Source organism: Serratia sp. JUb9, from assembly GCF_014298095.1.
In the GTDB taxonomy this organism is placed as follows: Bacteria; Pseudomonadota; Gammaproteobacteria; order Enterobacterales; family Enterobacteriaceae; genus Serratia_B; species Serratia_B rhizosphaerae.
In genome coordinates this window covers 348433-369236 of record NZ_CP060416.1, presented here as the reverse complement: position 1 = coordinate 369236, position 20804 = coordinate 348433, and the positions used below count along the sequence as shown (strand labels likewise).

Here is a 20804-nt window from a genome sequence, read left to right as displayed (position 1 = left end):
AAAATGACTATTCGAGAGTAGGATTCATGTGGCGCAGATCAAACGGTGTGATCTGGTAGACGTAATAGTTCAGCCAATTGGAGAACAGCAGGTGTCCATGACTGCGCCAGGAGGCTTTAGGGGGTAAATCTGGGTTGTCATCGGGGAAGTAATTGAGCGGTACGGTGGGGTTGAGGCCGGCATCGTAATCACGACAATACTCTCCCGCTAACGTCAGCGCATCGTACTCCGGGTGACCCGTAACAAAGGCCAAACGCTTGTCCTTGCTGGCAAACAGGTAGGCGCCTGCCTGCTCAGATTCAGCCAGGATATCAAGGTCAGTATACCGACGGATTATCTCCGTCGGGAAATCCGCATAGCGTGAATGCGGTGCCAGAAAGGTTTCATCAAAGCCGCGGGTCAGCAACGCATGCTGCTGCAGCGTCTGGTGTTGATAAACCCCTGACAGCTTCTCTTCAAGCGTCATCTTCGGGATGCCATACAGGATATTCAACGCCGCCTGCACCGCCCAGCAGACAAATAGCGTGGAGGTTACGTGCTCCTTAGCCCAATCGATAACGCGTTCGATCTGCGGCCAATAAGCAACATCACAAAAGTCGACTAATCCCAGCGGGGCACCGGTGACGATCAGACCATCGTAATTGTCATGCTGAATATCTTCAAAGTTACAGTAGAAGTTATTCAGGTGTTCGGCCGGCGTGTTCTTAGATTCACGGCTGTCGATACGCAGCAGTTGAATATCAATCTGCAGCGGTGAGTTGGACAGTAAACGCAGGAACTGATTTTCCGTCTCTATTTTTTTTGGCATCAGGTTAAGGATCAGCACCTTTAACGGCCTGATTTCCTGCGTTTTTGCCCGTGAGGATGTCATCACGAAGACATTCTCATTACGCAAGAAACAGACCGCAGGTAACTCATCAGGAACACGAATCGGCATTACTTAATCCTCACACATCCGTTTATACGTTTAGACTTCTAGATGCCCGACGATAGCGTTTTTTAAATCCAATGTCGAGCATTCAGCCGGAAGGTGAAAATGTTTCATTTCTGGCCGCGTTCCTGCGGTAACAATCAGCGTTTACGCAGTACGCCATCCGGGTTGGCGTTCATCAGACCGCAGCTCTCGCCATTAGTGATGATTAAGTATTCTCCTAAACGATGCAGCTTCAGTTCACAGGGCGCATCTGTCGGCTGCGGCGCAATCAACTGCGCATCTTGTTGATTCACCGGCATGGTAAACGGGAACACCGTGCTGATACGGCCAGGATCGCTGCCGCCTCCAATAAACTGATACACCGCCTGCCGACTTGTTATCTTCAGTTGGCGGTGGCTGTCACTGCTCACCCAGACGCCGCGCCAATCGGCCGGGGTGACATCGGGCAGTACCCGCAGCGTATCCGCTTTTAACCAGTTAGCTGTTTGGGTACCTTTGCCATTAATGTAATAACTGCAACGGTAACCTCTCTGTTCCGGCCCAACCACCAGGCGATCGCCGGCAATCAGATAGCTACGCCCTTGCTGCAGATGGCCGTTTTCCAGTTTTGGATTCTCGTTCCAGTCATCCGGATAGCGGTAGTCGAAGAAATAACTCTTGGCAGTAATTTCAGCCAGCTGCGCACGATCTTGCGGCTGCTCATCTTGCATGCCGTGGCAAAACAGCCCGGACTCAGCGGCAGCGGACGGCACGTAAATCGTGGCAGAGAGAAGCATGCAGATAGTGAAGAGAGGACGTATTTTCATGGGTTCACTCCTGTGAACATAGGCAGATTGGCTAATTTTAATTAACCATCATCCTTTTAGGAACGCAAAGAGGTAGATTTGACAGGAAACGTACTTTGAGTAATGGGCAAAACAAAAAGCCCTGTGCTGATGCACAGGGCTTTTTGTTTTATTTGATGCTTGGCAGTGTCCTACTCTCGCATGGGGAGACCCCACACTACCATCGGCGCTACGGCGTTTCACTTCTGAGTTCGGCATGGGGTCAGGTGGGACCACCGCGCTATTGCCGCCAAGCAAATTCTTTTTCTGCCGAACTTCTCAACCCACTTTGAATAAAGTGGTGCTGATACCCAGAGTCGAACTGGGGACCTCACCCTTACCAAGGGTGCGCTCTACCAACTGAGCCATATCAGCACACAAATTTGATGCCTGGCAGTGTCCTACTCTCGCATGGGGAGACCCCACACTACCATCGGCGCTACGGCGTTTCACTTCTGAGTTCGGCATGGGGTCAGGTGGGACCACCGCGCTATTGCCGCCAGGCAAATTCTGTTTCAATCAACCCGCAACGCTTCCACGTCGCCAGTCAATCCAATCTCGGAACTTCGCTGAAAATTATTCGTATCATCCTGATACTCACCCCTTCGGGGCCAACGCTCCGCGTTGTTCAAAATCGTTCCCGACGATTTTGTCATCCGTCTCTAAAACACCTTCGGTGTTGTAAGGTTAAGCCTCACGGTTCATTAGTACTGGTTAGCTCAATGCATCGCTGCACTTACACACCCAGCCTATCAACGTCTTAGTCTTAAACGTTCCTTCAGGGGCCTTAAAGGCCCAGGGAAGACTCATCTTGAGGCAAGTTTCGCGCTTAGATGCTTTCAGCGCTTATCTTTTCCGCACTTAGCTACCGGGCAATGCCATTGGCATGACAACCCGAACACCAGTGGTGCGTTCACTCCGGTCCTCTCGTACTAGGAGCAACCCCTCTCAATCTTCCAACGCCCACGGCAGATAGGGACCGAACTGTCTCACGACGTTCTAAACCCAGCTCGCGTACCACTTTAAATGGCGAACAGCCATACCCTTGGGACCTACTTCAGCCCCAGGATGTGATGAGCCGACATCGAGGTGCCAAACACCGCCGTCGATATGAACTCTTGGGCGGTATCAGCCTGTTATCCCCGGAGTACCTTTTATCCGTTGAGCGATGGCCCTTCCATTCAGAACCACCGGATCACTAAGACCTGCTTTCGCACCTGCTCGAGCCGTCACTCTCGCAGTCAAGCTAGCTTATGCCTTTGCACTAACCTCACGATGTCCGACCGTGATTAGCTAACCTTCGTGCTCCTCCGTTACTCTTTGGGAGGAGACCGCCCCAGTCAAACTACCCACCAGACACTGTCCTCACCCCCGATTAGGGGGCCGAGTTAGAACATCAAACATTAAAGGGTGGTATTTCAAGGTTGGCTCCATGCAGACTGGCGTCCACACTTCAAAGCCTCCCACCTATCCTACACATCAAGGCTCAATGTTCAGTGTCAAGCTATAGTAAAGGTTCACGGGGTCTTTCCGTCTTGCCGCGGGTACACTGCATCTTCACAGCGAGTTCAATTTCACTGAGTCTCGGGTGGAGACAGCCTGGCCATCATTACGCCATTCGTGCAGGTCGGAACTTACCCGACAAGGAATTTCGCTACCTTAGGACCGTTATAGTTACGGCCGCCGTTTACCGGGGCTTCGATCAAGAGCTTCTGGTTACCCATAACCCCATCAATTAACCTTCCGGCACCGGGCAGGCGTCACACCGTATACGTCCACTTTCGTGTTTGCACAGTGCTGTGTTTTTATTAAACAGTTGCAGCCAGCTGGTATCTGCGACTGGCTTCAGCTCCATCCGCAAGGGACTTCACCTACGCGCCAGCGTGCCTTCTCCCGAAGTTACGGCACCATTTTGCCTAGTTCCTTCACCCGAGTTCTCTCAAGCGCCTGGGTATTCTCTACCTGACCACCTGTGTCGGTTTGGGGTACGATTTCGTGTTACCTGGAGCTTAGAGGCTTTTCCTGGAAGCTTGGCATCAACTACTTCTGCACCGTAGTGCATCGTCATCACGCCTCAGGGTTAACAAGTAACCGGATTTACCAGGTCACTCCCCCTACACGCTTAAACCGAGACAACCGTCGCTCGGCTAGCCTAGCCTTCTCCGTCCCCCCTTCGCAGTAACACCAAGTACAGGAATATTAACCTGTTTCCCATCGACTACGCTTTTCAGCCTCGCCTTAGGGGTCGACTCACCCTGCCCCGATTAACGTTGGACAGGAACCCTTGGTCTTCCGGCGTGCGGGTTTTTCACCCGCATTATCGTTACTTATGTCAGCATTCGCACTTCTGATACCTCCAGCATGCCTCGCAGCACACCTTCAACGGCTTACAGAACGCTCCCCTACCCAACAACGCATAAGCGTCGCTGCCGCAGCTTCGGTGCATGGTTTAGCCCCGTTACATCTTCCGCGCAGGCCGACTCGACCAGTGAGCTATTACGCTTTCTTTAAATGATGGCTGCTTCTAAGCCAACATCCTGGCTGTCTGTGCCTTCCCACATCGTTTCCCACTTAACCATGACTTTGGGACCTTAGCTGGCGGTCTGGGTTGTTTCCCTCTTCACGACGGACGTTAGCACCCGCCGTGTGTCTCCCGTGATAACATTCTTCGGTATTCGGAGTTTGCATCGGTTTGGTAAGCCGGGATGGCCCCCTAGCCGAAACAGTGCTCTACCCCCGAAGATGAGTTCACGAGGCGCTACCTAAATAGCTTTCGGGGAGAACCAGCTATCTCCCGGTTTGATTGGCCTTTCACCCCCAGCCACAAGTCATCCGCTAATTTTTCAACATTAGTCGGTTCGGTCCTCCAGTTAGTGTTACCCAACCTTCAACCTGCCCATGGCTAGATCACCGGGTTTCGGGTCTATACCTTGCAACTAGACGCCCAGTTAAGACTCGGTTTCCCTACGGCTCCCCTATTCGGTTAACCTTGCTACAAAATATAAGTCGCTGACCCATTATACAAAAGGTACGCAGTCACACCACGAAGGTGCTCCCACTGCTTGTACGTACACGGTTTCAGGTTCTATTTCACTCCCCTCGCCGGGGTTCTTTTCGCCTTTCCCTCACGGTACTGGTTCACTATCGGTCAGTCAGGAGTATTTAGCCTTGGAGGATGGTCCCCCCATATTCAGACAGGATAACACGTGTCCCGCCCTACTCATCGAACTCACGACCTGTGCATCTTCGTGTACGGGACTATCACCCTTTACTGTGCGACTTTCCAGACGCTTCCACTGACACACAAGCCGATTCAGGTTCTGGGCTCTTCCCCGTTCGCTCGCCGCTACTGGGGGAATCTCGGTTGATTTCTTTTCCTCGGGGTACTTAGATGTTTCAGTTCCCCCGGTTCGCCTCATGCCACTATGTATTCATGACATGATAGTGTGTCGAAACACACTGGGTTTCCCCATTCGGGTATCGTCGGTTATAACGGTTCATATCACCTTACCGACGCTTTTCGCAGATTAGCACGCCCTTCATCGCCTCTGACTGCCTAGGCATCCACCGTGTACGCTTAGTCACTTAACCTCACAACCCGAAGGTGTCTTTCGACATCGTCGCGTTGCTACATTTGAGAGACTCTATGACAGGTTACTCCTCATCCCGAACGTCTACGGGGGACAAGTTTCAGCTGCCATGTTTCAATTTTCAGCTTGTTCCAGATTGTTAAAGAGCAAATATCTCAAACATGACTCGCAAGCCAGTTTTGAGATATCGTTTGATACCGTCTTTCACCCGATATCAGCAAGTGGCGTCCCCTAGGGGATTCGAACCCCTGTTACCGCCGTGAAAGGGCGGTGTCCTAGGCCTCTAGACGAAGGGGACACGAAATTTGCTTAGCGAATCACTGATTCGCTAATTTCGTGTAAGGGCGAGATTTTCCCAGGAAAATCGAGCGACAGTGTTATTTGTCACCGTACCCCCAACGCATCGACGCTTTGCTCGTTCTTTTCATCAGACAATCTGTGTGGACACTGCACAGTCAGGATATCTTTAGGTAAGGAGGTGATCCAACCGCAGGTTCCCCTACGGTTACCTTGTTACGACTTCACCCCAGTCATGAATCACAAAGTGGTAAGCGCCCTCCCGAAGGTTAAGCTACCTACTTCTTTTGCAACCCACTCCCATGGTGTGACGGGCGGTGTGTACAAGGCCCGGGAACGTATTCACCGTAGCATTCTGATCTACGATTACTAGCGATTCCGACTTCATGGAGTCGAGTTGCAGACTCCAATCCGGACTACGACGTACTTTATGAGGTCCGCTTGCCTTCGCAGGTTCGCTTCTCTTTGTATACGCCATTGTAGCACGTGTGTAGCCCTACTCGTAAGGGCCATGATGACTTGACGTCATCCCCACCTTCCTCCAGTTTATCACTGGCAGTCTCCTTTGAGTTCCCGGCCGAACCGCTGGCAACAAAGGATAAGGGTTGCGCTCGTTGCGGGACTTAACCCAACATTTCACAACACGAGCTGACGACAGCCATGCAGCACCTGTCTCAGAGTTCCCGAAGGCACCAATCCATCTCTGGAAAGTTCTCTGGATGTCAAGAGTAGGTAAGGTTCTTCGCGTTGCATCGAATTAAACCACATGCTCCACCGCTTGTGCGGGCCCCCGTCAATTCATTTGAGTTTTAACCTTGCGGCCGTACTCCCCAGGCGGTCGATTTAACGCGTTAGCTCCGGAAGCCACGCCTCAAGGGCACAACCTCCAAATCGACATCGTTTACGGCGTGGACTACCAGGGTATCTAATCCTGTTTGCTCCCCACGCTTTCGCACCTGAGCGTCAGTCTTCGTCCAGGGGGCCGCCTTCGCCACCGGTATTCCTCCAGATCTCTACGCATTTCACCGCTACACCTGGAATTCTACCCCCCTCTACGAGACTCTAGTCTGCCAGTTTCAAATGCAGTTCCCAAGTTAAGCTCGGGGATTTCACATCTGACTTAACAAACCGCCTGCGTGCGCTTTACGCCCAGTAATTCCGATTAACGCTTGCACCCTCCGTATTACCGCGGCTGCTGGCACGGAGTTAGCCGGTGCTTCTTCTGCGAGTAACGTCAATGTAATGCCGTATTAAGACACTACCCTTCCTCCTCGCTGAAAGTGCTTTACAACCCGAAGGCCTTCTTCACACACGCGGCATGGCTGCATCAGGCTTGCGCCCATTGTGCAATATTCCCCACTGCTGCCTCCCGTAGGAGTCTGGACCGTGTCTCAGTTCCAGTGTGGCTGGTCATCCTCTCAGACCAGCTAGGGATCGTCGCCTAGGTGAGCCATTACCCCACCTACTAGCTAATCCCATCTGGGCACATCCGATGGTGTGAGGCCCGAAGGTCCCCCACTTTGGTCCGAAGACGTTATGCGGTATTAGCCACCGTTTCCAGTGGTTATCCCCTCCATCGGGCAGTTTCCCAGACATTACTCACCCGTCCGCCGCTCGCCGGCAAAGTAGCAAGCTACTTTCCGCTGCCGCTCGACTTGCATGTGTTAGGCCTGCCGCCAGCGTTCAATCTGAGCCATGATCAAACTCTTCAATTAAAAGCTTGATTCGCTAAGTTAATAGCTGTTGCTCAAAGATTTACTGCATGAATTTTACTTCAGTTAGTCACTCTTCAAGACTTGATATTTTTTTGCATCCGAGGATGCTGGATATCGTCTTGTGAGTGCCCACACAGATTGTCTGATAAATTGTTAAAGAGCAGTGAGTTACGCGCTTTCGCTTGCTAACTCGAGGTGGCGTATATTACGCTTTCCTCTTTCAGAGTCAACCCGTTTTTTCAGGATTTTTTCTCTTTCGTCTCGGTCGCTGTGTGAAGTGAATCACTTGCGCCGTGTCGATGGAGGCGCATTATAGGGATCCGAGTTTTTTGCACAACCCCTTTTTTGATCTTTTCTTATCGTTTGCGCACTTTTCCGCCCCTTCGTGTGGATCTTATGCGATCGGGGCCGTTTTTAGCAGGATCGCCGCGTGGGATTGGTTGTAATTCCATCGCCAGCGTCTAGTATTGCCGGTAAATATGATCCCGGCGTGAGGCTTTACCATGTCTGAAGCAGTTCGTTCTTATCTTCATTACACTCCGCAAATCGGTCAACGCGTGATGATCGATCCTTCCAGCGTGGTGATCGGCAATGTTGAACTGGCCGATGATGTCAGTATCTGGCCGCTGGTCGCCATTCGCGGTGATGTGAATGCGGTGAAGATTGGCGCCCGCAGCAATATACAGGATGGCAGTGTGCTGCACGTCACCCATAAATCCGCTCATAACCCCGAAGGCTACCCGCTGCTGATCGGCGAAGACGTTACCGTCGGACATAAGGCGATGTTGCATGGCTGTGCCATCGGCAACCGCGTATTAGTCGGGATGGGTTCGATCCTGCTGGATGGCGCCATTATAGAAGATGACGTGATGATCGGTGCCGGCAGTTTGGTGGCGCCTGGCAAGCGTTTAGCCAGCGGCTACTTATATATGGGCAGCCCGGCTCGCCAGGTACGCCCATTGACGCCCGCTGAATTAGAAGGGTTGCGTTACTCGTCAAATAACTACGTTGACTGGAAAAACGACTATCTGTCGGAAGATATTTGAAATAACCCCCGCTCTCTAACGGGAACGGGGGCTGGATTACAGGGCAGCTTCCTGGCGAAGCTGCTGCAGCACCGGCTCAATCTCCGGCATCACACCATGCCATAGCAAAAACGCATGGGCCGCCTGACCCACCAGCATGCCTAAACCATCGGCATATCGCGTGACGCCTTGTTGGCTCGTCCAGTCGAGGAAAGGCGTCAGACCGCGTTGATAAAACATGTCATAGCAACGGGTTTGCGCTCCAAGCACCTTCACCGGCAGAGCCGGCACTTCACCACCCAGGCCGGAAGCCGTTGCATTGATCACCAGCTCATACTCGGCCCGATCGCATTGATCCAACGACAACGCCGCGATCTCGCCCAAATGCCGGAACGCCTGTGCCAGTTCTTGTGCCCGGCTGAACGTACGGTTGGTAATCACCACCGAGCAGCCAAAAGACAGGAGTGGCAGAATCGCCCCGCGCGCAGCGCCGCCGGCGCCCACCAGCAAAATACGATCGCCGGGTTTGATCAAGCGCTGGCGCTCCAGATCGCTCAGCAGGCCGATACCATCGGTATTGTCGCCCAGCAGCTGACCACCTGACTGAATCTTAAGCGTATTAACCGCCCCGGCCATCTGCGCGCGTTCCGTCAACTCATTAGCCAGCCGGTAAGCCTGCTCTTTAAAAGGAACTGTAACGTTCGCACCTCTGCCGCCTGCATCGATAAATGTCTGCAGACTATCCGCAAAACCATCCAACGGCGCTAAAACGGTACCGTAGGGATGCTCTATGCCGGTTTGTTCCGCAAACAGGGCATGAATGCGTGGTGACTTGCTGTGCGCGATGGGATTACCAAAAACCGCAAACGGCTCCATTGCTTCCCCTTAGCCCTGCCGGATCTGTTCACCGGTCAACGCATCTCTGATTTCCGACGGGTTCTGACGTCCCCCCACGTTACCCGGCAGCACCGGGAAACCTTCGCCAAACTGCTGCAGAACCTCTGCAGCCTGACGGCACGGCGGCTGACCACTGAGATTGGCGCTGGTTGATACCAGCGGTTTACCAAACTCGCGGCATAGCTGCTGCACCAGCGGATGGTCGCTGACGCGCACCGCCAGTGAGTCGAAACGCCCGGTAAGCAGACGCGGCGTAGTCGGTTTGGCCGGGATAACCCACGTTACCGGGCCTGGCCAACTGGCAAACATCGTTTCGCGTTGCGATGGCGTAAGCCGACTGTCGTCGATATAAGGCAACAGCTGCTGGTAATCGGCGGCAATCAGGATCAGTCCCTTTTCCCACGGGCGCTGTTTTAAGTCCAACAGCTTATGCAGCGCCTGTTCGCTATCGGGATCGCAACCTAAGCCAAACACGGCCTCGGTCGGATAGGCGATGACCTGTTGATTGTTCAGTGCATTAATAATGGCGGTGAATTCTGAGCTCATAGTGTTGTTATTCTGTGATTGCGACGGGCTTCCCACACAGTTTGCTGGCACAGCAAAGGAGCGGGCCTTTTGCAGTACGTTTTTCCATCAGTAGCGGATAATGACAGTAGGCGCATTCCCCGGCGACAGGCTTGTTGTTAAGAGCAAACTGGCATTCTGGATAGCGATCGCAAGAGTGAAAAACTTTGCCATAGCGTGATTTACGCTGCAGCAATTTGCCCTGCCCGCATTGTGGACAGGTAATAGAGGTTTCGTCCGGTTTATCGATCACCTCGGTGTGATCGCATTCAGGATAGTGGCTACAGCCAATAAACATGCCGTAGCGCCCCTGTCGTAATACCAGGGTCGCCTGGCACTTCGGGCACTCTTGCCCCTCTAGTACCTTCACGATATGTCCATCAGCCTGCGCCTTCAGCGGACGAATATACTGGCAGTCTGGATATTGGGAACAGCCAAGGAAAGGACCGTGGCGACCGCTGCGGATCACCAGTTCAGCCCCGCATTCCGGACAGGGTTCATTTTGCCTGGCGGCAAAAATCGCTGCTTTTGTCATAACTTCTTTTATGCCCTAAATAATTCACGTTGCAGGAAGACGGCCACAAGCGAATCCCAGGCCACATACGGAGCGTATATGACCAAGGAAAGCCGATAAGCCTGCAGCTTGAAGTATAACGGGCATACGCGTGGCATCGGCTCAGTGCAGATAACCTTCGTTGACTTCAAACAGCAGTTCTTCCATCTGCTGGTAGGCGCTTTCATATCCGGGGATATTAAACAGCACCATCAGCACGACCCATTTCAGATCTTCGAGATCGAATTCCGTATTATCCAAAGCCATAACACGGTCGATAACCATTTCTCGGGTTTCGAGGTTCAATACCTGAATCTGTTCAAGGAAAAGGAGAAAACCACGGCAACCGGCGTCAAGACGCATACTTTCTTCTTCCGTGTAGAACCGCATGGCGAGCGGATCGGCACTCATAAAGTACGGCGCATTTTCACCTTCTTGCAGATCTGCAAGTTTTTCAAGCCAATTCAAAGCGTTGTAGATATCCTCACGATGAAATCCCGCCTCAGCGAGATCGTTCGTCAGTTTATCCTGATCGACGCGCATCTCTGGTTCATTGTGGATATAAGTTTCAAATAAGTACATGAGTACGTCGAACATGGCTTGCCCTCCTTATTCGGACATAGCCGCCGGGTACAGCTGCGATCCATCCTGCTAACTCCAGTTCGAGTAATTGCATTACCACCTCTGGCACAGGTTGGCCGGCACGTTCAGCGACGACGTCAACAGGTGTCACCTCATCTCCTACGTTAGCCAACACATCAGCAAATGGCAATTCAACTTCGACGTCTGATGCAGAAATAGTTGTTTTTTCATCCATGGGCAGCCAGTTCAGCCCGCTTCCCAACAATTGTGCAATCTCCTGCGGCTGTGTCACCAAGTGGGCACCTTGCTGGATCAGCCAGTGTGGGCCAGCGCTCATCGGGTTGCCTAATGCGCCGGGCAAGGCAAAAACGTCACGCCCTTGATCCAACGCCAGGCGTGCGGTAATCAACGAACCGCTGCGTACCGCCGCTTCTACCACCAACACCCCCAGGCTCAGGCCGCTGATGATACGGTTCCGGCGAGGGAAATGCGCCGGCAACGGTATTGCCGTCACCAGGTATTCGGAGATCAGCGCCCCGCCCTGCGCCACGATCTGCGCAGCCAACTTACGGTGGCGGCTCGGGTAGATGTTCGCCAACCCGCTGCCCAGCACCGCCAGCGTTGTACCCTGCGCGACCAACGCGCCGCGATGGCAAATACCATCCACACCCAGGGCCAGTCCGCTGATCACGGCATAGCCCTGCTGAACCAAGCCCACGGCGAATTCATGCCCCCAACGTGCGCCGTAATGGCTGGCGTTCCGGCTGCCGACCATGGCGATCTGTGGCTGTTGTAGCGCCTCAAGACAGCCTTCAACCAGCAGCAGGAATGGCGCATCGACTAATGCATGTAAATGCGGGGGATAATGCGGTGAACCGTAGGTCAGCATATGGCGGCCCGGCGCCTCCAGCCAGGCCAAGGTCGCAGCCAGCGCCGCCGGATCGGCCTGATTGAACTGCCGACGTTGCCTGGCGTTCAGCCCCAAGGAGCGTAAATGGTGAGACGGCTCACCGCCGGCGTCAATCAACTGCTGCTGCAGTTCGCTGGCCAGCGATGCGCCCAGCCCACTCACCCAAGATAATCTCAACCCTATTTCTTCAGGCGTCATCGCGCATTCCCTCGCTGTTCCTGGCGGTATCGCCAATCCGTGCAATTGGTAGACGATGCTGTCAATCGGAGCTGGAAATGTCTAGAATAGAAGCTATACCCCCTTTATTACTCGGATACAGATCTAAAGATATATGTCAGTCTTGCAGGTATTACATTTCCCAGACGAGCGGCTGCGCAAAGTTGCGGCCCCGGTAAAAGAAGTCAATGCAGATATCCAGCGCATCGTGGATGATATGTTTGAAACCATGTACGCAGAGGAAGGCATTGGTCTGGCTGCGACTCAGGTGGACATCCATCAACGTATTATCGTCATTGACGTTTCCGAAACCCGCGATCAGCGCCTGGTGCTGATCAACCCGGAGCTGTTGGAAAAGAGCGGTGAAACCGGTATCGAAGAAGGTTGTCTGTCCATCCCTGAGCAACGCGCTCTGGTGCCGCGTGCCGAGAAGGTGAAAATCCGCGCGTTGGATTACAACGGCAAAGCATTCGAATTGGAAGCCGACGATCTGCTGGCCATCTGCATTCAGCACGAGATGGACCACCTGATCGGCAAACTGTTTGTCGATTATCTGTCGCCGCTGAAGCGTCAGCGTATCCGTCAGAAAGTGGAAAAACTGGATAAGCTGGCCAAACAGCAAGCGCGCGCCTAACCAAGCAGGGAAACATCGTGTCTGATTCTTTACGGATTATCTTTGCCGGCACACCAGACTTCGCAGCGCGTCACCTCGACGCGCTGTTGTCTTCTGGGCATCAGGTCGTCGGCGTCTTCACCCAACCCGATCGACCGGCTGGCCGTGGCAACAAGCTGACGCCAAGCCCGGTGAAAGTGCTGGCGCAGCAGCATCAGCTGCCCGTGTTTCAGCCCAAATCACTGCGTCCGGAAGAGAACCAGCATCTGGTCGCCGATCTTAATGCAGACGTGATGGTCGTGGTGGCTTATGGCCTGATCCTGCCAAAGGCGGTGCTGGATATGCCGCGCCTTGGCTGTATCAACGTACATGGCTCACTGCTGCCGCGCTGGCGTGGCGCCGCTCCAATTCAACGTGCGCTGTGGGCGGGCGATCGGGAAACCGGCGTGACCATCATGCAGATGGATGTCGGTCTGGATACCGGTGATATGATGCACAAAATTGCCTGTCCGATAGAAGCAACGGATACCAGCGCCAGCCTGTATGACAAATTGGCCGAGCTTGGCCCGCAAGGGCTGCTGACCACGCTGCAGCAGCTGGCGGACGGTACGGCGCAATGCGAAGTTCAGGACGAAGCGCTGGTGACCTATGCCGAGAAACTGAGCAAGGAAGAAGCACGTTTGGACTGGCGCCTTTCCGCCGTGCAGCTGGAGCGCTGCGTACGCGCCTTCAACCCGTGGCCGATCAGCTATTTCACCGTTGATGAACAGCCGGTGAAAGTATGGCAAGCCCAGGCGCTGGCTGGTAACAGCGATGCGGAACCCGGTACTATCCTGCAGGCGGACAAGCACGGTATCCAGGTCGCCACCGCCGAAGGTATTTTATGCCTGACGCAGCTGCAGCCTGCGGGCAAGAAACCGATGTCGGCTCAAGATTTGTTAAATTCACGCCGCGAATGGTTTGCGCCAGGTAACCGTCTGTAACCACCTTCACAGCCCGGCAGACAGCGCCGGGCCGTTTATTTTCCTCAAGCCGATGTCATCCAGCTTTAGCCTATGAAAAATAACTACAACCTCCGCAGCATCGCTGCTCAAACCATCGGCCAGGTGTTGGATCAGGGGCAATCGCTCAGCACCCTACTGCCGGCACTGAATAACAAAATTTCCGATAAGGACCGCGCCCTGCTGCAGGAACTGTGCTTCGGCACGCTGCGCGTGCTGCCGCAGCTTGAATGGTGTATCCAACAACTGATGGCAAAACCGATGGTGGGCAAGCAGCGTACGTTGCACTATCTGCTGATGGTCGGCATGTACCAATTGCTGTATACCCGCATCCCGGCCCATGCCGCCCTGGCGGAAACGGTTAATGGCGCAGTCGCGCTAAAGCGCCCGCAGCTTAAAGGATTGGTCAATGGCGTACTGCGTCAGTTCCAGCGCCAACAGGAAGCGTTGATGCAACGCGCGGCGAATCATGACAGCCGCTACCTGCACCCAAGCTGGCTGCTGAAGCGTATCCAACAGGCTTATCCTGAACAGTGGCAGCAGATCGTCGACGCCAATAATCAAAAGCCACCCATGTGGCTGCGGGTTAACCGCCGCCATCACAGCCGTGATGACTATCTGCACCTGCTCACGCAGGCCGGCATTGATGCCGTCGCGCACGAGGAATACCCCGACGCAGTGCGCTTACTCACGCCGTGCGCGGTAAACAACTTACCGGGATTCGCCGACGGCTGGGCCACGGTGCAGGATGCATCCGCACAAGGCTGCGTCGATCTGCTGGATCCGCAAGACGGCGAGCAGATCCTCGATCTGTGCGCCGCTCCCGGCGGCAAAACCACCCATATCCTTGAAGCGGCCCCACAGGCGCATGTTATGGCCGTGGATATTGATGAGCAACGTCTGAGCCGGGTAAAAGAAAACCTGCAACGTTTACATTGCCACGCCGAGGTGAAACAGGGCGATGGCCGTACGCCACAACAGTGGTGCGGTGACAAACAGTTTGACCGAATTCTGCTGGACGCGCCTTGTTCCGCCACCGGCGTGATTCGTCGTCATCCGGATATCAAATGGCTGCGCCGCGATAGCGACATTGCCGAACTGGCCGGCCTGCAGGCGGAAATTCTCGATGCCATCTGGCCACACCTTAAAGCAGGCGGCGTAATGGTTTATGCCACCTGTTCGATTTTACCGCAAGAGAATAGCCAACAGTTGCAAGCCTTCCTATTGCGCCATGGCGACGCCCGGCTGGCCGGCACCGAACGGCAAAACCTTCCTCACCCTGAAGATGGCGATGGCTTCTTTTACGCTAAGCTGATTAAAATGTAACTCTCCGGGCGTAGCATTACGCCCTCAGCCTTGCTGTGTGAAGCAGAGAACACGATGAAAATAATTATTCTTGGCGCAGGCCAGGTTGGCGGGACACTGGCGGAAAACCTGGTCGGTGAAAATAACGATATCACCGTGGTGGATACCGATACGAACCGCCTGCGCCAGCTGCAGGACAAATTCGATCTGCGCGTCGTGCAGGGACACGGTTCCTACCCGCGCGTGCTACGTGAAGCCGGCGCGGAAGACGCAGACATGCTGGTTGCCGTCACCAATTCGGATGAAACCAATATGGTGGCCTGCCAGATCGCCTATTCGCTGTTTAATACGCCGAACCGCATCGCCCGTATCCGCGCTTCGGAATATATCCGTGAGTCGGAGAAGCTCTTCCTGCCGGAAGCGGTACCGATCGATCATTTGATCTCGCCGGAACAGCTGGTTATCGATTATATCTACAAGCTGATTGAGTACCCCGGCGCGCTGCAGGTGGTCAATTTTGCCGAGGGCAAAGTCAGCATTGCTGCGGTAAAAGCCTATTACGGTGGCCCGTTGGTGGGCAATGCGCTGTCCTCCATGCGCGAGCATATGCCGCATATCGATACGCGCGTCGCCGCTATTTTTCGTCAGGACCGCCCTATCCGTCCGCAAGGTTCGACAATTATCGAAGCCGGTGACGAGGTGTTCTTCGTCGCAGCATCGCAGCATATTCGTGCGGTAATGAGTGAGCTACAGCGGCTAGAGAAACCTTACAAGCGTATTATGATCGTCGGCGGCGGCAACGTCGGCGCGGGCCTGGCAGCCAAGTTGGAAAAGGATTACAACGTCAAGCTGATCGAACGTAACCAACAGCGGGCGGCGGAATTGGCAGAGCAACTGCACGATACCATCGTCTTTTATGGCGACGCATCAGACCAAGAACTGCTGGCAGAAGAGCATGTCGATCAGGTCGACGTATTTATCGCCATTACCAACGACGACGAAGCGAATATTATGTCCGCTATGTTGGCCAAGCGTCTGGGGGCCAAAAAGGTCATGGTGCTGATACAGCGTCGCGCCTATGTCGACCTGGTACAAGGCAGCGTGATCGATATTGCCATTTCACCGCAGCAGGCCACCATTTCCGCCTTGCTGGGCCACGTGCGTAAAGCGGATATCGTCAGCGTTTCCTCGCTGCGCCGCGGCGTTGCGGAGGCTATTGAAGCCATTGCACACGGAGATGAAAGCACCTCCAAGGTGGTCGGTCGCAGCGTAGAAGAGATTAAATTGCCGCCGGGAACCACCATTGGCGCCATCGTGCGTGGTGACGATGTCATTATCGCCAGCGGTAATAGTAAAATTGAACAGGGTGACCACGTCATTATGTTTATCACCGATAAGAAATTTGTACCGGACGTCGAGCGTTTATTCCAGCCAAGTCCATTCTTCCTGTAGGCTTTTTTAAGCCGTTTAAGAAACGTAAGAGACAAGATACAAACTTTTCTCTGCGATTTGTGGCAAAGGGAAGTTGCTTTGTTAAACTTGAGTTATTAATTTTGCGAGGGGTGTTCTATGAGTATGTTGAAAGAGTTCCGCGAGTTTGCCATGCGTGGCAATGTTGTTGACCTGGCTGTTGGTGTCATTATTGGTGCGGCGTTCGGTAAGATCGTATCGTCATTCGTTGCCGATATCATCATGCCACCGCTGGGTTTACTGATCGGCGGTGTCGATTTCAAACAGTTCCACTTGGTATTACGTGAAGCGCAGGGTGAAATCCCGGCGGTCATCATGAACTACGGTAACTTTATTCAAACGGTCTTTGACTTTGTGATTGTGGCATTCGCTATTTTCCTGGCAATTAAGCTAATGAACAAAGCGCGCCGTAAACAAGAAGAAAAACCAGCGGCTCCGCCGGCGCCAAGCGCAGAAGAGAAACTGTTGACGGAAATTCGCGATCTGTTAGCTAAAGATCAGCCAAAAGCCTAAGCTCACGTCTGTTATAGATCAAAAAGCCCTCGCTGATGAGGGCTTTTTTACGTCTTAAAACCAGAAGGCCAGTGGTAAATAATCGTTTGATTGCTTACCACTGGCCTCCCAGTTTGCCCCTTTGCCATGTTTTTCTTTACGCCGATAGCTGCCTTTCCCTTTGCTGTTCTTCTCCACCCGCTGACGGAATAAAGGATCGTGCAATAACGCTTCAATAGCGTTGTCTTGTATCTTACCTTTCGTGTGACGGTACTTCGTCATGGTATTTCTCCTGATATTACTATGGATATAAATCGGGCAGATAATAGCGCCGAATCGGGAAAAATAACAGATGCTCAGCAGTGATGATCTGTTTTTTTATCTCTGCCGTCGCTGGCCCCCTGTTCTAATGCCTCAAGAATCGAACAGTAGGTGCTGGTATGCGCACTGCCGCAGCAGGCATCGCTCAAACGCCGTAAGGATTCGCGCATACGCGTCAGCTCCAGCAGTTTTTGTTCCACTTCCTGCAAACGCGCATCAACAATGGATTTTGACTCCTGGCAGGTGTGATGTTCTGGATCGACGCGGATCGACAACAGCTCGGCAATGGTTTCCAGGGTAAAACCCAGTTGCTTGGCATAGCGAATAAAGCGCAGCCGCTGTAAATCCTGCTCGCTATACAGGCGGTAACCCCCTTCGGTCCGCACATTGTGCTCCATCATGCCCTGCTTTTCATAATAACGCACGGTATCCGGCGTTACTCCTGCAAGCTTGGCAAGCTGACCAATTTTAAACATTAGCGCTCCTCCGGCCCTAATTTGCCATTAATCACCTGATGATATTCACCGTGCAGGAAATCGGTACTCATTCCAGCTTGCTGCAGACGGTATTCCAGCAGCGCCATGCGTTTATTTAAAGCGATATAGTCAGGGTGCTCACTGTTAATTTCCTGCAGCAAGGCGGCTATGGTCAACGCTTCTTTACGCGCCTCCAATTCCGGTGGCAGATAGCCGGCATTTTTTAACAGACGGAAGCCTGAGCGCAATTCGGCCGGCACCGCACTGTCGTCATCCAGCTCCAGCGGCTTACCTTGGCCCGGCAAGTTCTCAAACTCACCACTATCCTGTGCGTTACGAATATGGCGTTCGGCCCATTCATCGAGTAACCACATTGTATGATTCCTCAGCATGCAATCTCTGTCGCTAGCATAGCGGATAGGGCGGGGGATCTTAAGGCATATGACAGGGGAAAGCACAATTGGCTGCAGATAGACGTAAAAAAACCGGGCAAGCCCGGTTTTTTTACGCTTCTACAGATTACTCTGCAGTTGCTGCTTCTGCTTGAGACTCAGCACGATCAACCAGCTCGATGTATGCCATCGGCGCGTTGTCGCCTGCGCGGAAGCCACACTTCAGAATGCGAGTGTAACCACCGGCACGGCTCGCGAAACGCGGGCCCAGCTCGTTAAACAGTTTTGCCACGATCTCGTTATCACGAGTACGGGCGAATGCCAGACGACGATTAGCTACGCTGTCGGTCTTGGCAAGAGTAATCAGCGGCTCAACAACGCGACGCAGCTCTTTCGCTTTTGGCAGGGTCGTCTTGATGATCTCATGACGAACCAAAGAGCCGGCCATGTTACGGAACATAGCCTGGCGGTGGCTGCTGTTACGGTTCAGTTGACGACCACTCTTACGATGGCGCATGACCTTATCCTTCTCAGTAAAACCTTAACCTGTGATCCGGTTACTCGTCAGCAATGCTTGCCGGCGGCCAGTTTTCCAGGCGCATGCCCAGAGACAGACCACGTGAGGCCAGCACGTCTTTAATCTCAGTAAGAGATTTTTTACCCAGGTTCGGCGTTTTCAGCAACTCAACCTCGGTACGCTGTACCAGATCACCGATGTAGTGGATAGCTTCTGCCTTGAGGCAGTTAGCAGAGCGGACAGTCAATTCCAGATCGTCAACAGGGCGCAGCAAGATCGGATCGAATTCTGGTTTCTCTTCTTTCACTTCCGGCTGACGTACATCACGTAAGTCAACGAAAGCTTCCAGTTGTTCAGCCAGAATGGTTGCCGCACGGCGGATCGCCTCTTCAGGATCGATCGTGCCATTGGTTTCCATTTCGATGACCAGCTTATCCAAGTCAGTACGCTGTTCTACACGCGCAGCTTCAACATTGTAGGCAATACGCTCTACAGGGCTGTAGCAGGCGTCGACCAACAGACGACCGATTGGGCGCTCATCTTCTTCCGAATGAATTCGGGCAGAAGCCGGCACATAACCACGACCGCGCTGAACTTTGATACGCATGCTGATAGCCGCGTTCTCATCGGTCAGGTGGCAGATAACGTGCTGCGGCTTGACGATTTCGACATCACCATCATGGGTAATGTCGGCAGCGGTCACAGGGCCAATGCCAGATTTATTCAGGGTAAGAATAACTTCATCTTTGCCTTGAACTCTCACCGCCAGCCCTTTCAGGTTGAGCAGGATCTCCAGGATGTCTTCCTGTACGCCTTCTTTGGTGCTGTACTCATGCAGTACACCATCAATCTCAACCTCGGTCACCGCGCAACCCGGCATAGATGAAAGCAGAATACGGCGCAGTGCGTTGCCAAGAGTATGGCCAAAGCCACGCTCTAAAGGCTCAAGGGTCACCTTGGCGTGCGTCGAACTGACTTGCTCGATATCTACCAGGCGCGGTTTTAGAAACTCTGTCACAGAACCCTGCATTGTGTCCTCTCTTTGGTACTAAGCTTTACTTGGAGTAAAGCTCGACGATCAGGTGTTCGTTAATGTCCGCAGACAGATCGGTACGTTCAGGCATACGCTTGAACACGCCTTCCATCTTGGCAGCATCAACTTCCAGCCAAGTCGGCTTTTCACGCTGCTCAGCCAGCTCCAAAGCGGCCTTAACACGAGACTGCTTTTTCGCTTTCTCGCGGATGCTGACTACGTCATTCGGAGATACCTGATAAGAAGCGATGTTAACAACGCGACCATTTACCATGATAGCTTTGTGGCTAACCAGCTGACGTGCTTCTGCACGCGTGGCGCCGAAGCCCATGCGGTAAACGACGTTGTCCAGACGACCTTCCAGCAGTTGCAACAGGTTTTCACCGGTGTTGCCTTTCAGACGTGCTGCTTCTTTGTAATAGTTGCGGAATTGACGCTCCAGAACACCGTAGATACGGCGAACTTTCTGCTTCTCACGCAACTGCACACCGTAATCAGACAGACGCGGTTTACGCGCACCGTGCTGACCAGGCGGTTGTTCAATTTTGCATTTTGAATCGATCGCGCGAACGCCAGACTTAAGGAACAGGTCTGTGCCCTCACGACGGCTCAGCTTGAGCTTAGGACCCAAATATCTTGCCATTTTCTTTCTCCAACAAACCTAAAAGCTGCGTTATACGCGGCGCTTTTTCGGCGGACGACAACCGTTATGAGGGATCGGAGTCACATCAGTAATGTTAGTGATGCGGAAACCAGCCGCGTTCAGAGCGCGGATAGTAGACTCACGACCAGGACCAGGTCCTTTAACCATAACTTCCAGGTTCTTGATACCGTATTCTTTTACTGCGTCTGCACAACGTTCAGCGGCAACCTGTGCTGCGAACGGAGTGGACTTACGAGAACCACGGAAACCGGAACCACCGGCAGTTGCCCAACCCAAAGCATTACCCTGACGATCAGTAATGGTAACGATGGTGTTGTTGAAAGAAGCATGGATATGAGCCACGCCGTCAGAGACTTGCTTTCTTACACGCTTACGTGTACGAACAGGTGCCTTTGCCATTATTCAATCACCCC

Annotated in this window: 20 protein-coding genes, 2 tRNA genes and 4 rRNA genes; 6 read left to right on the top strand and 20 right to left on the bottom strand. The window is 53.3% G+C overall.

The genetic code is table 11. The annotated features are described in order from the left end of the window. Positions 1-7: 7 nt before the first annotated feature. The 8 genes from metA to HF675_RS01760 form a co-directional block, all read right to left on the bottom strand. The gene (gene metA, locus HF675_RS01795; protein WP_105232865.1) at positions 8-937 is read right to left on the bottom strand and encodes a homoserine O-succinyltransferase; all 930 of its coding nucleotides are present in this window, start codon (positions 935-937) and stop codon (positions 8-10) included. Positions 938-1071: 134 nt separating this feature from the next. Further along, the gene (locus tag HF675_RS01790) at positions 1072-1740 is read right to left on the bottom strand and encodes a hypothetical protein (protein WP_187043952.1); all 669 of its coding nucleotides are present in this window, start codon (positions 1738-1740) and stop codon (positions 1072-1074) included. 157 nt (positions 1741-1897) lie between these two features. Beyond that, a 5S ribosomal RNA gene (gene rrf / locus HF675_RS01785) occupies positions 1898-2013 on the bottom strand. Between the two features lie 44 nt (positions 2014-2057). Further along, a tRNA-Thr gene (locus tag HF675_RS01780) sits at positions 2058-2133 on the bottom strand. Positions 2134-2146: 13 nt separating this feature from the next. Next, positions 2147-2262 (bottom strand): 5S ribosomal RNA (gene rrf, locus HF675_RS01775). 179 nt (positions 2263-2441) lie between these two features. Beyond that, a 23S ribosomal RNA gene (locus tag HF675_RS01770) occupies positions 2442-5349 on the bottom strand. A gap of 221 nt (positions 5350-5570) precedes the next feature. Beyond that, positions 5571-5646: transfer RNA gene (locus HF675_RS01765), tRNA-Glu, on the bottom strand. A 173-nt stretch (positions 5647-5819) separates the two neighbouring features. After that, positions 5820-7360: ribosomal RNA gene (locus tag HF675_RS01760) — 16S ribosomal RNA — on the bottom strand. The 16S, 23S and 5S rRNA genes sit together here with 2 tRNA genes alongside, the layout of an rRNA operon. Before the next feature lie 503 nt (positions 7361-7863). On the opposite strand from HF675_RS01760, the gene HF675_RS01755 reads away from it, so the two are divergent. Beyond that, the gene (locus tag HF675_RS01755) at positions 7864-8406 is read left to right on the top strand and encodes a gamma carbonic anhydrase family protein (protein ID WP_105232867.1); all 543 of its coding nucleotides are present in this window, start codon (positions 7864-7866) and stop codon (positions 8404-8406) included. A gap of 36 nt (positions 8407-8442) precedes the next feature. On the opposite strand, the gene aroE is transcribed toward HF675_RS01755, so the two are convergent. From aroE to dprA, 5 genes are all read right to left on the bottom strand, one after another. After that, positions 8443-9261 (bottom strand): shikimate dehydrogenase, encoded by an 819-nt coding sequence (aroE, locus tag HF675_RS01750; protein ID WP_105232868.1) that lies wholly within the window; start codon positions 9259-9261, stop codon positions 8443-8445. 9 nt (positions 9262-9270) lie between these two features. Then, positions 9271-9828 (bottom strand): L-threonylcarbamoyladenylate synthase type 1 TsaC, encoded by a 558-nt coding sequence (tsaC, locus tag HF675_RS01745; protein WP_105232869.1) that lies wholly within the window; start codon positions 9826-9828, stop codon positions 9271-9273. Positions 9829-9835: 7 nt separating this feature from the next. Next, a complete protein-coding gene (locus tag HF675_RS01740) occupies positions 9836-10381 on the bottom strand; it encodes a type I DNA topoisomerase (RefSeq protein ID WP_105232870.1) in 546 nt (181 codons plus the stop codon). A gap of 141 nt (positions 10382-10522) precedes the next feature. Beyond that, positions 10523-10996: a DUF494 family protein Smg gene (gene smg, locus HF675_RS01735; RefSeq protein WP_015962123.1), complete on the bottom strand. Its 474-nt coding sequence runs from the start codon at positions 10994-10996 to the stop codon at positions 10523-10525. After that, positions 10968-12089, bottom strand: coding sequence for a DNA-protecting protein DprA (gene dprA / locus HF675_RS01730; RefSeq protein WP_187043951.1), 1122 nt, complete (start codon positions 12087-12089; stop codon positions 10968-10970). Before dprA ends, smg begins: the two co-directional genes overlap by 29 nt. 133 nt (positions 12090-12222) lie before the next feature. Here dprA and def point away from each other — a divergent pair, with 133 nt between their 5' ends. The 5 genes from def to mscL all read left to right on the top strand — a co-directional run bounded on the left by def (position 12223) and on the right by mscL (position 17009). Continuing rightward, positions 12223-12741, top strand: coding sequence for a peptide deformylase (def, locus tag HF675_RS01725; protein ID WP_105232872.1), 519 nt, complete (start codon positions 12223-12225; stop codon positions 12739-12741). Positions 12742-12758: 17 nt separating this feature from the next. Next, on the top strand, positions 12759-13703 hold the full coding sequence (fmt, locus tag HF675_RS01720; protein WP_105232873.1) for a methionyl-tRNA formyltransferase: 945 nt from the start codon (positions 12759-12761) through the stop codon (positions 13701-13703). 72 nt (positions 13704-13775) lie between these two features. After that, positions 13776-15047, top strand: coding sequence for a 16S rRNA (cytosine(967)-C(5))-methyltransferase RsmB (gene rsmB, locus HF675_RS01715; protein ID WP_111737885.1), 1272 nt, complete (start codon positions 13776-13778; stop codon positions 15045-15047). A gap of 54 nt (positions 15048-15101) precedes the next feature. After that, positions 15102-16478, top strand: a complete 1377-nt coding sequence (gene trkA, locus HF675_RS01710; protein WP_105232875.1) for a Trk system potassium transporter TrkA — start codon at positions 15102-15104, stop codon at positions 16476-16478. Positions 16479-16595: 117 nt separating this feature from the next. Beyond that, a complete protein-coding gene (mscL, locus tag HF675_RS01705; RefSeq protein ID WP_105232876.1) occupies positions 16596-17009 on the top strand; it encodes a large-conductance mechanosensitive channel protein MscL in 414 nt (137 codons plus the stop codon). 54 nt (positions 17010-17063) lie between these two features. Here mscL and HF675_RS01700 read toward each other — a convergent pair whose 3' ends face one another. From HF675_RS01700 to rpsK, 7 genes are all read right to left on the bottom strand, one after another. Next, the gene (locus tag HF675_RS01700) at positions 17064-17270 is read right to left on the bottom strand and encodes an alternative ribosome-rescue factor A (RefSeq protein ID WP_111737886.1); all 207 of its coding nucleotides are present in this window, start codon (positions 17268-17270) and stop codon (positions 17064-17066) included. 74 nt (positions 17271-17344) lie between these two features. Then, complete coding sequence (gene zntR / locus HF675_RS01695; RefSeq protein ID WP_111737887.1) at positions 17345-17785, bottom strand: Zn(2+)-responsive transcriptional regulator; 441 nt, start codon at positions 17783-17785, stop codon at positions 17345-17347. Further along, positions 17785-18159, bottom strand: a complete 375-nt coding sequence (locus HF675_RS01690) for a DUF1992 domain-containing protein (protein WP_111737888.1) — start codon at positions 18157-18159, stop codon at positions 17785-17787. The genes zntR and HF675_RS01690 overlap by 1 nt, the downstream gene beginning before the upstream one ends. 145 nt (positions 18160-18304) lie before the next feature. Further along, a complete protein-coding gene (gene rplQ / locus HF675_RS01685) occupies positions 18305-18694 on the bottom strand; it encodes a 50S ribosomal protein L17 (RefSeq protein ID WP_015962133.1) in 390 nt (129 codons plus the stop codon). Between the two features lie 40 nt (positions 18695-18734). Then, on the bottom strand, positions 18735-19724 hold the full coding sequence (rpoA, locus tag HF675_RS01680) for a DNA-directed RNA polymerase subunit alpha (RefSeq protein ID WP_002919219.1): 990 nt from the start codon (positions 19722-19724) through the stop codon (positions 18735-18737). Positions 19725-19749: 25 nt separating this feature from the next. Next, positions 19750-20370 carry a 30S ribosomal protein S4 gene (gene rpsD / locus HF675_RS01675; protein WP_015962134.1) on the bottom strand — a complete coding sequence of 207 codons (621 nt, stop codon included), beginning with the start codon at positions 20368-20370 and terminating at the stop codon, positions 19750-19752. 30 nt (positions 20371-20400) lie between these two features. Further along, on the bottom strand, positions 20401-20790 hold the full coding sequence (gene rpsK, locus HF675_RS01670) for a 30S ribosomal protein S11 (protein WP_004929731.1): 390 nt from the start codon (positions 20788-20790) through the stop codon (positions 20401-20403). Between the last annotated feature and the right edge of the window lie 14 nt (positions 20791-20804).

Excerpts from the sequence above, each read along its gene's own strand:
- metA (WP_105232865.1), bottom strand. The coding sequence starts at position 937 with ATGCCGATTCGTGTTCCTGATGAGTTACCTGCGGTCTGTTTCTTGCGT.
- HF675_RS01790 (WP_187043952.1), bottom strand. The coding sequence starts at position 1,740 with ATGAAAATACGTCCTCTCTTCACTATCTGCATGCTTCTCTCTGCCACG.
- HF675_RS01755 (WP_105232867.1), top strand. The coding sequence starts at position 7,864 with ATGTCTGAAGCAGTTCGTTCTTATCTTCATTACACTCCGCAAATCGGT.
- aroE (WP_105232868.1), bottom strand. The coding sequence starts at position 9,261 with ATGGAGCCGTTTGCGGTTTTTGGTAATCCCATCGCGCACAGCAAGTCA.
- tsaC (WP_105232869.1), bottom strand. The coding sequence starts at position 9,828 with ATGAGCTCAGAATTCACCGCCATTATTAATGCACTGAACAATCAACAG.
- HF675_RS01740 (WP_105232870.1), bottom strand. The coding sequence starts at position 10,381 with ATGACAAAAGCAGCGATTTTTGCCGCCAGGCAAAATGAACCCTGTCCG.
- smg (WP_015962123.1), bottom strand. The coding sequence starts at position 10,996 with ATGTTCGACGTACTCATGTACTTATTTGAAACTTATATCCACAATGAA.
- dprA (WP_187043951.1), bottom strand. The coding sequence starts at position 12,089 with ATGACGCCTGAAGAAATAGGGTTGAGATTATCTTGGGTGAGTGGGCTG.
- def (WP_105232872.1), top strand. The coding sequence starts at position 12,223 with ATGTCAGTCTTGCAGGTATTACATTTCCCAGACGAGCGGCTGCGCAAA.
- rsmB (WP_111737885.1), top strand. The coding sequence starts at position 13,776 with ATGAAAAATAACTACAACCTCCGCAGCATCGCTGCTCAAACCATCGGC.
- trkA (WP_105232875.1), top strand. The coding sequence starts at position 15,102 with ATGAAAATAATTATTCTTGGCGCAGGCCAGGTTGGCGGGACACTGGCG.
- mscL (WP_105232876.1), top strand. The coding sequence starts at position 16,596 with ATGAGTATGTTGAAAGAGTTCCGCGAGTTTGCCATGCGTGGCAATGTT.
- HF675_RS01700 (WP_111737886.1), bottom strand. The coding sequence starts at position 17,270 with ATGACGAAGTACCGTCACACGAAAGGTAAGATACAAGACAACGCTATT.
- zntR (WP_111737887.1), bottom strand. The coding sequence starts at position 17,785 with ATGTTTAAAATTGGTCAGCTTGCCAAGCTTGCAGGAGTAACGCCGGAT.
- HF675_RS01690 (WP_111737888.1), bottom strand. The coding sequence starts at position 18,159 with ATGTGGTTACTCGATGAATGGGCCGAACGCCATATTCGTAACGCACAG.
- rplQ (WP_015962133.1), bottom strand. The coding sequence starts at position 18,694 with ATGCGCCATCGTAAGAGTGGTCGTCAACTGAACCGTAACAGCAGCCAC.
- rpoA (WP_002919219.1), bottom strand. The coding sequence starts at position 19,724 with ATGCAGGGTTCTGTGACAGAGTTTCTAAAACCGCGCCTGGTAGATATC.
- rpsD (WP_015962134.1), bottom strand. The coding sequence starts at position 20,370 with ATGGCAAGATATTTGGGTCCTAAGCTCAAGCTGAGCCGTCGTGAGGGC.
- rpsK (WP_004929731.1), bottom strand. The coding sequence starts at position 20,790 with ATGGCAAAGGCACCTGTTCGTACACGTAAGCGTGTAAGAAAGCAAGTC.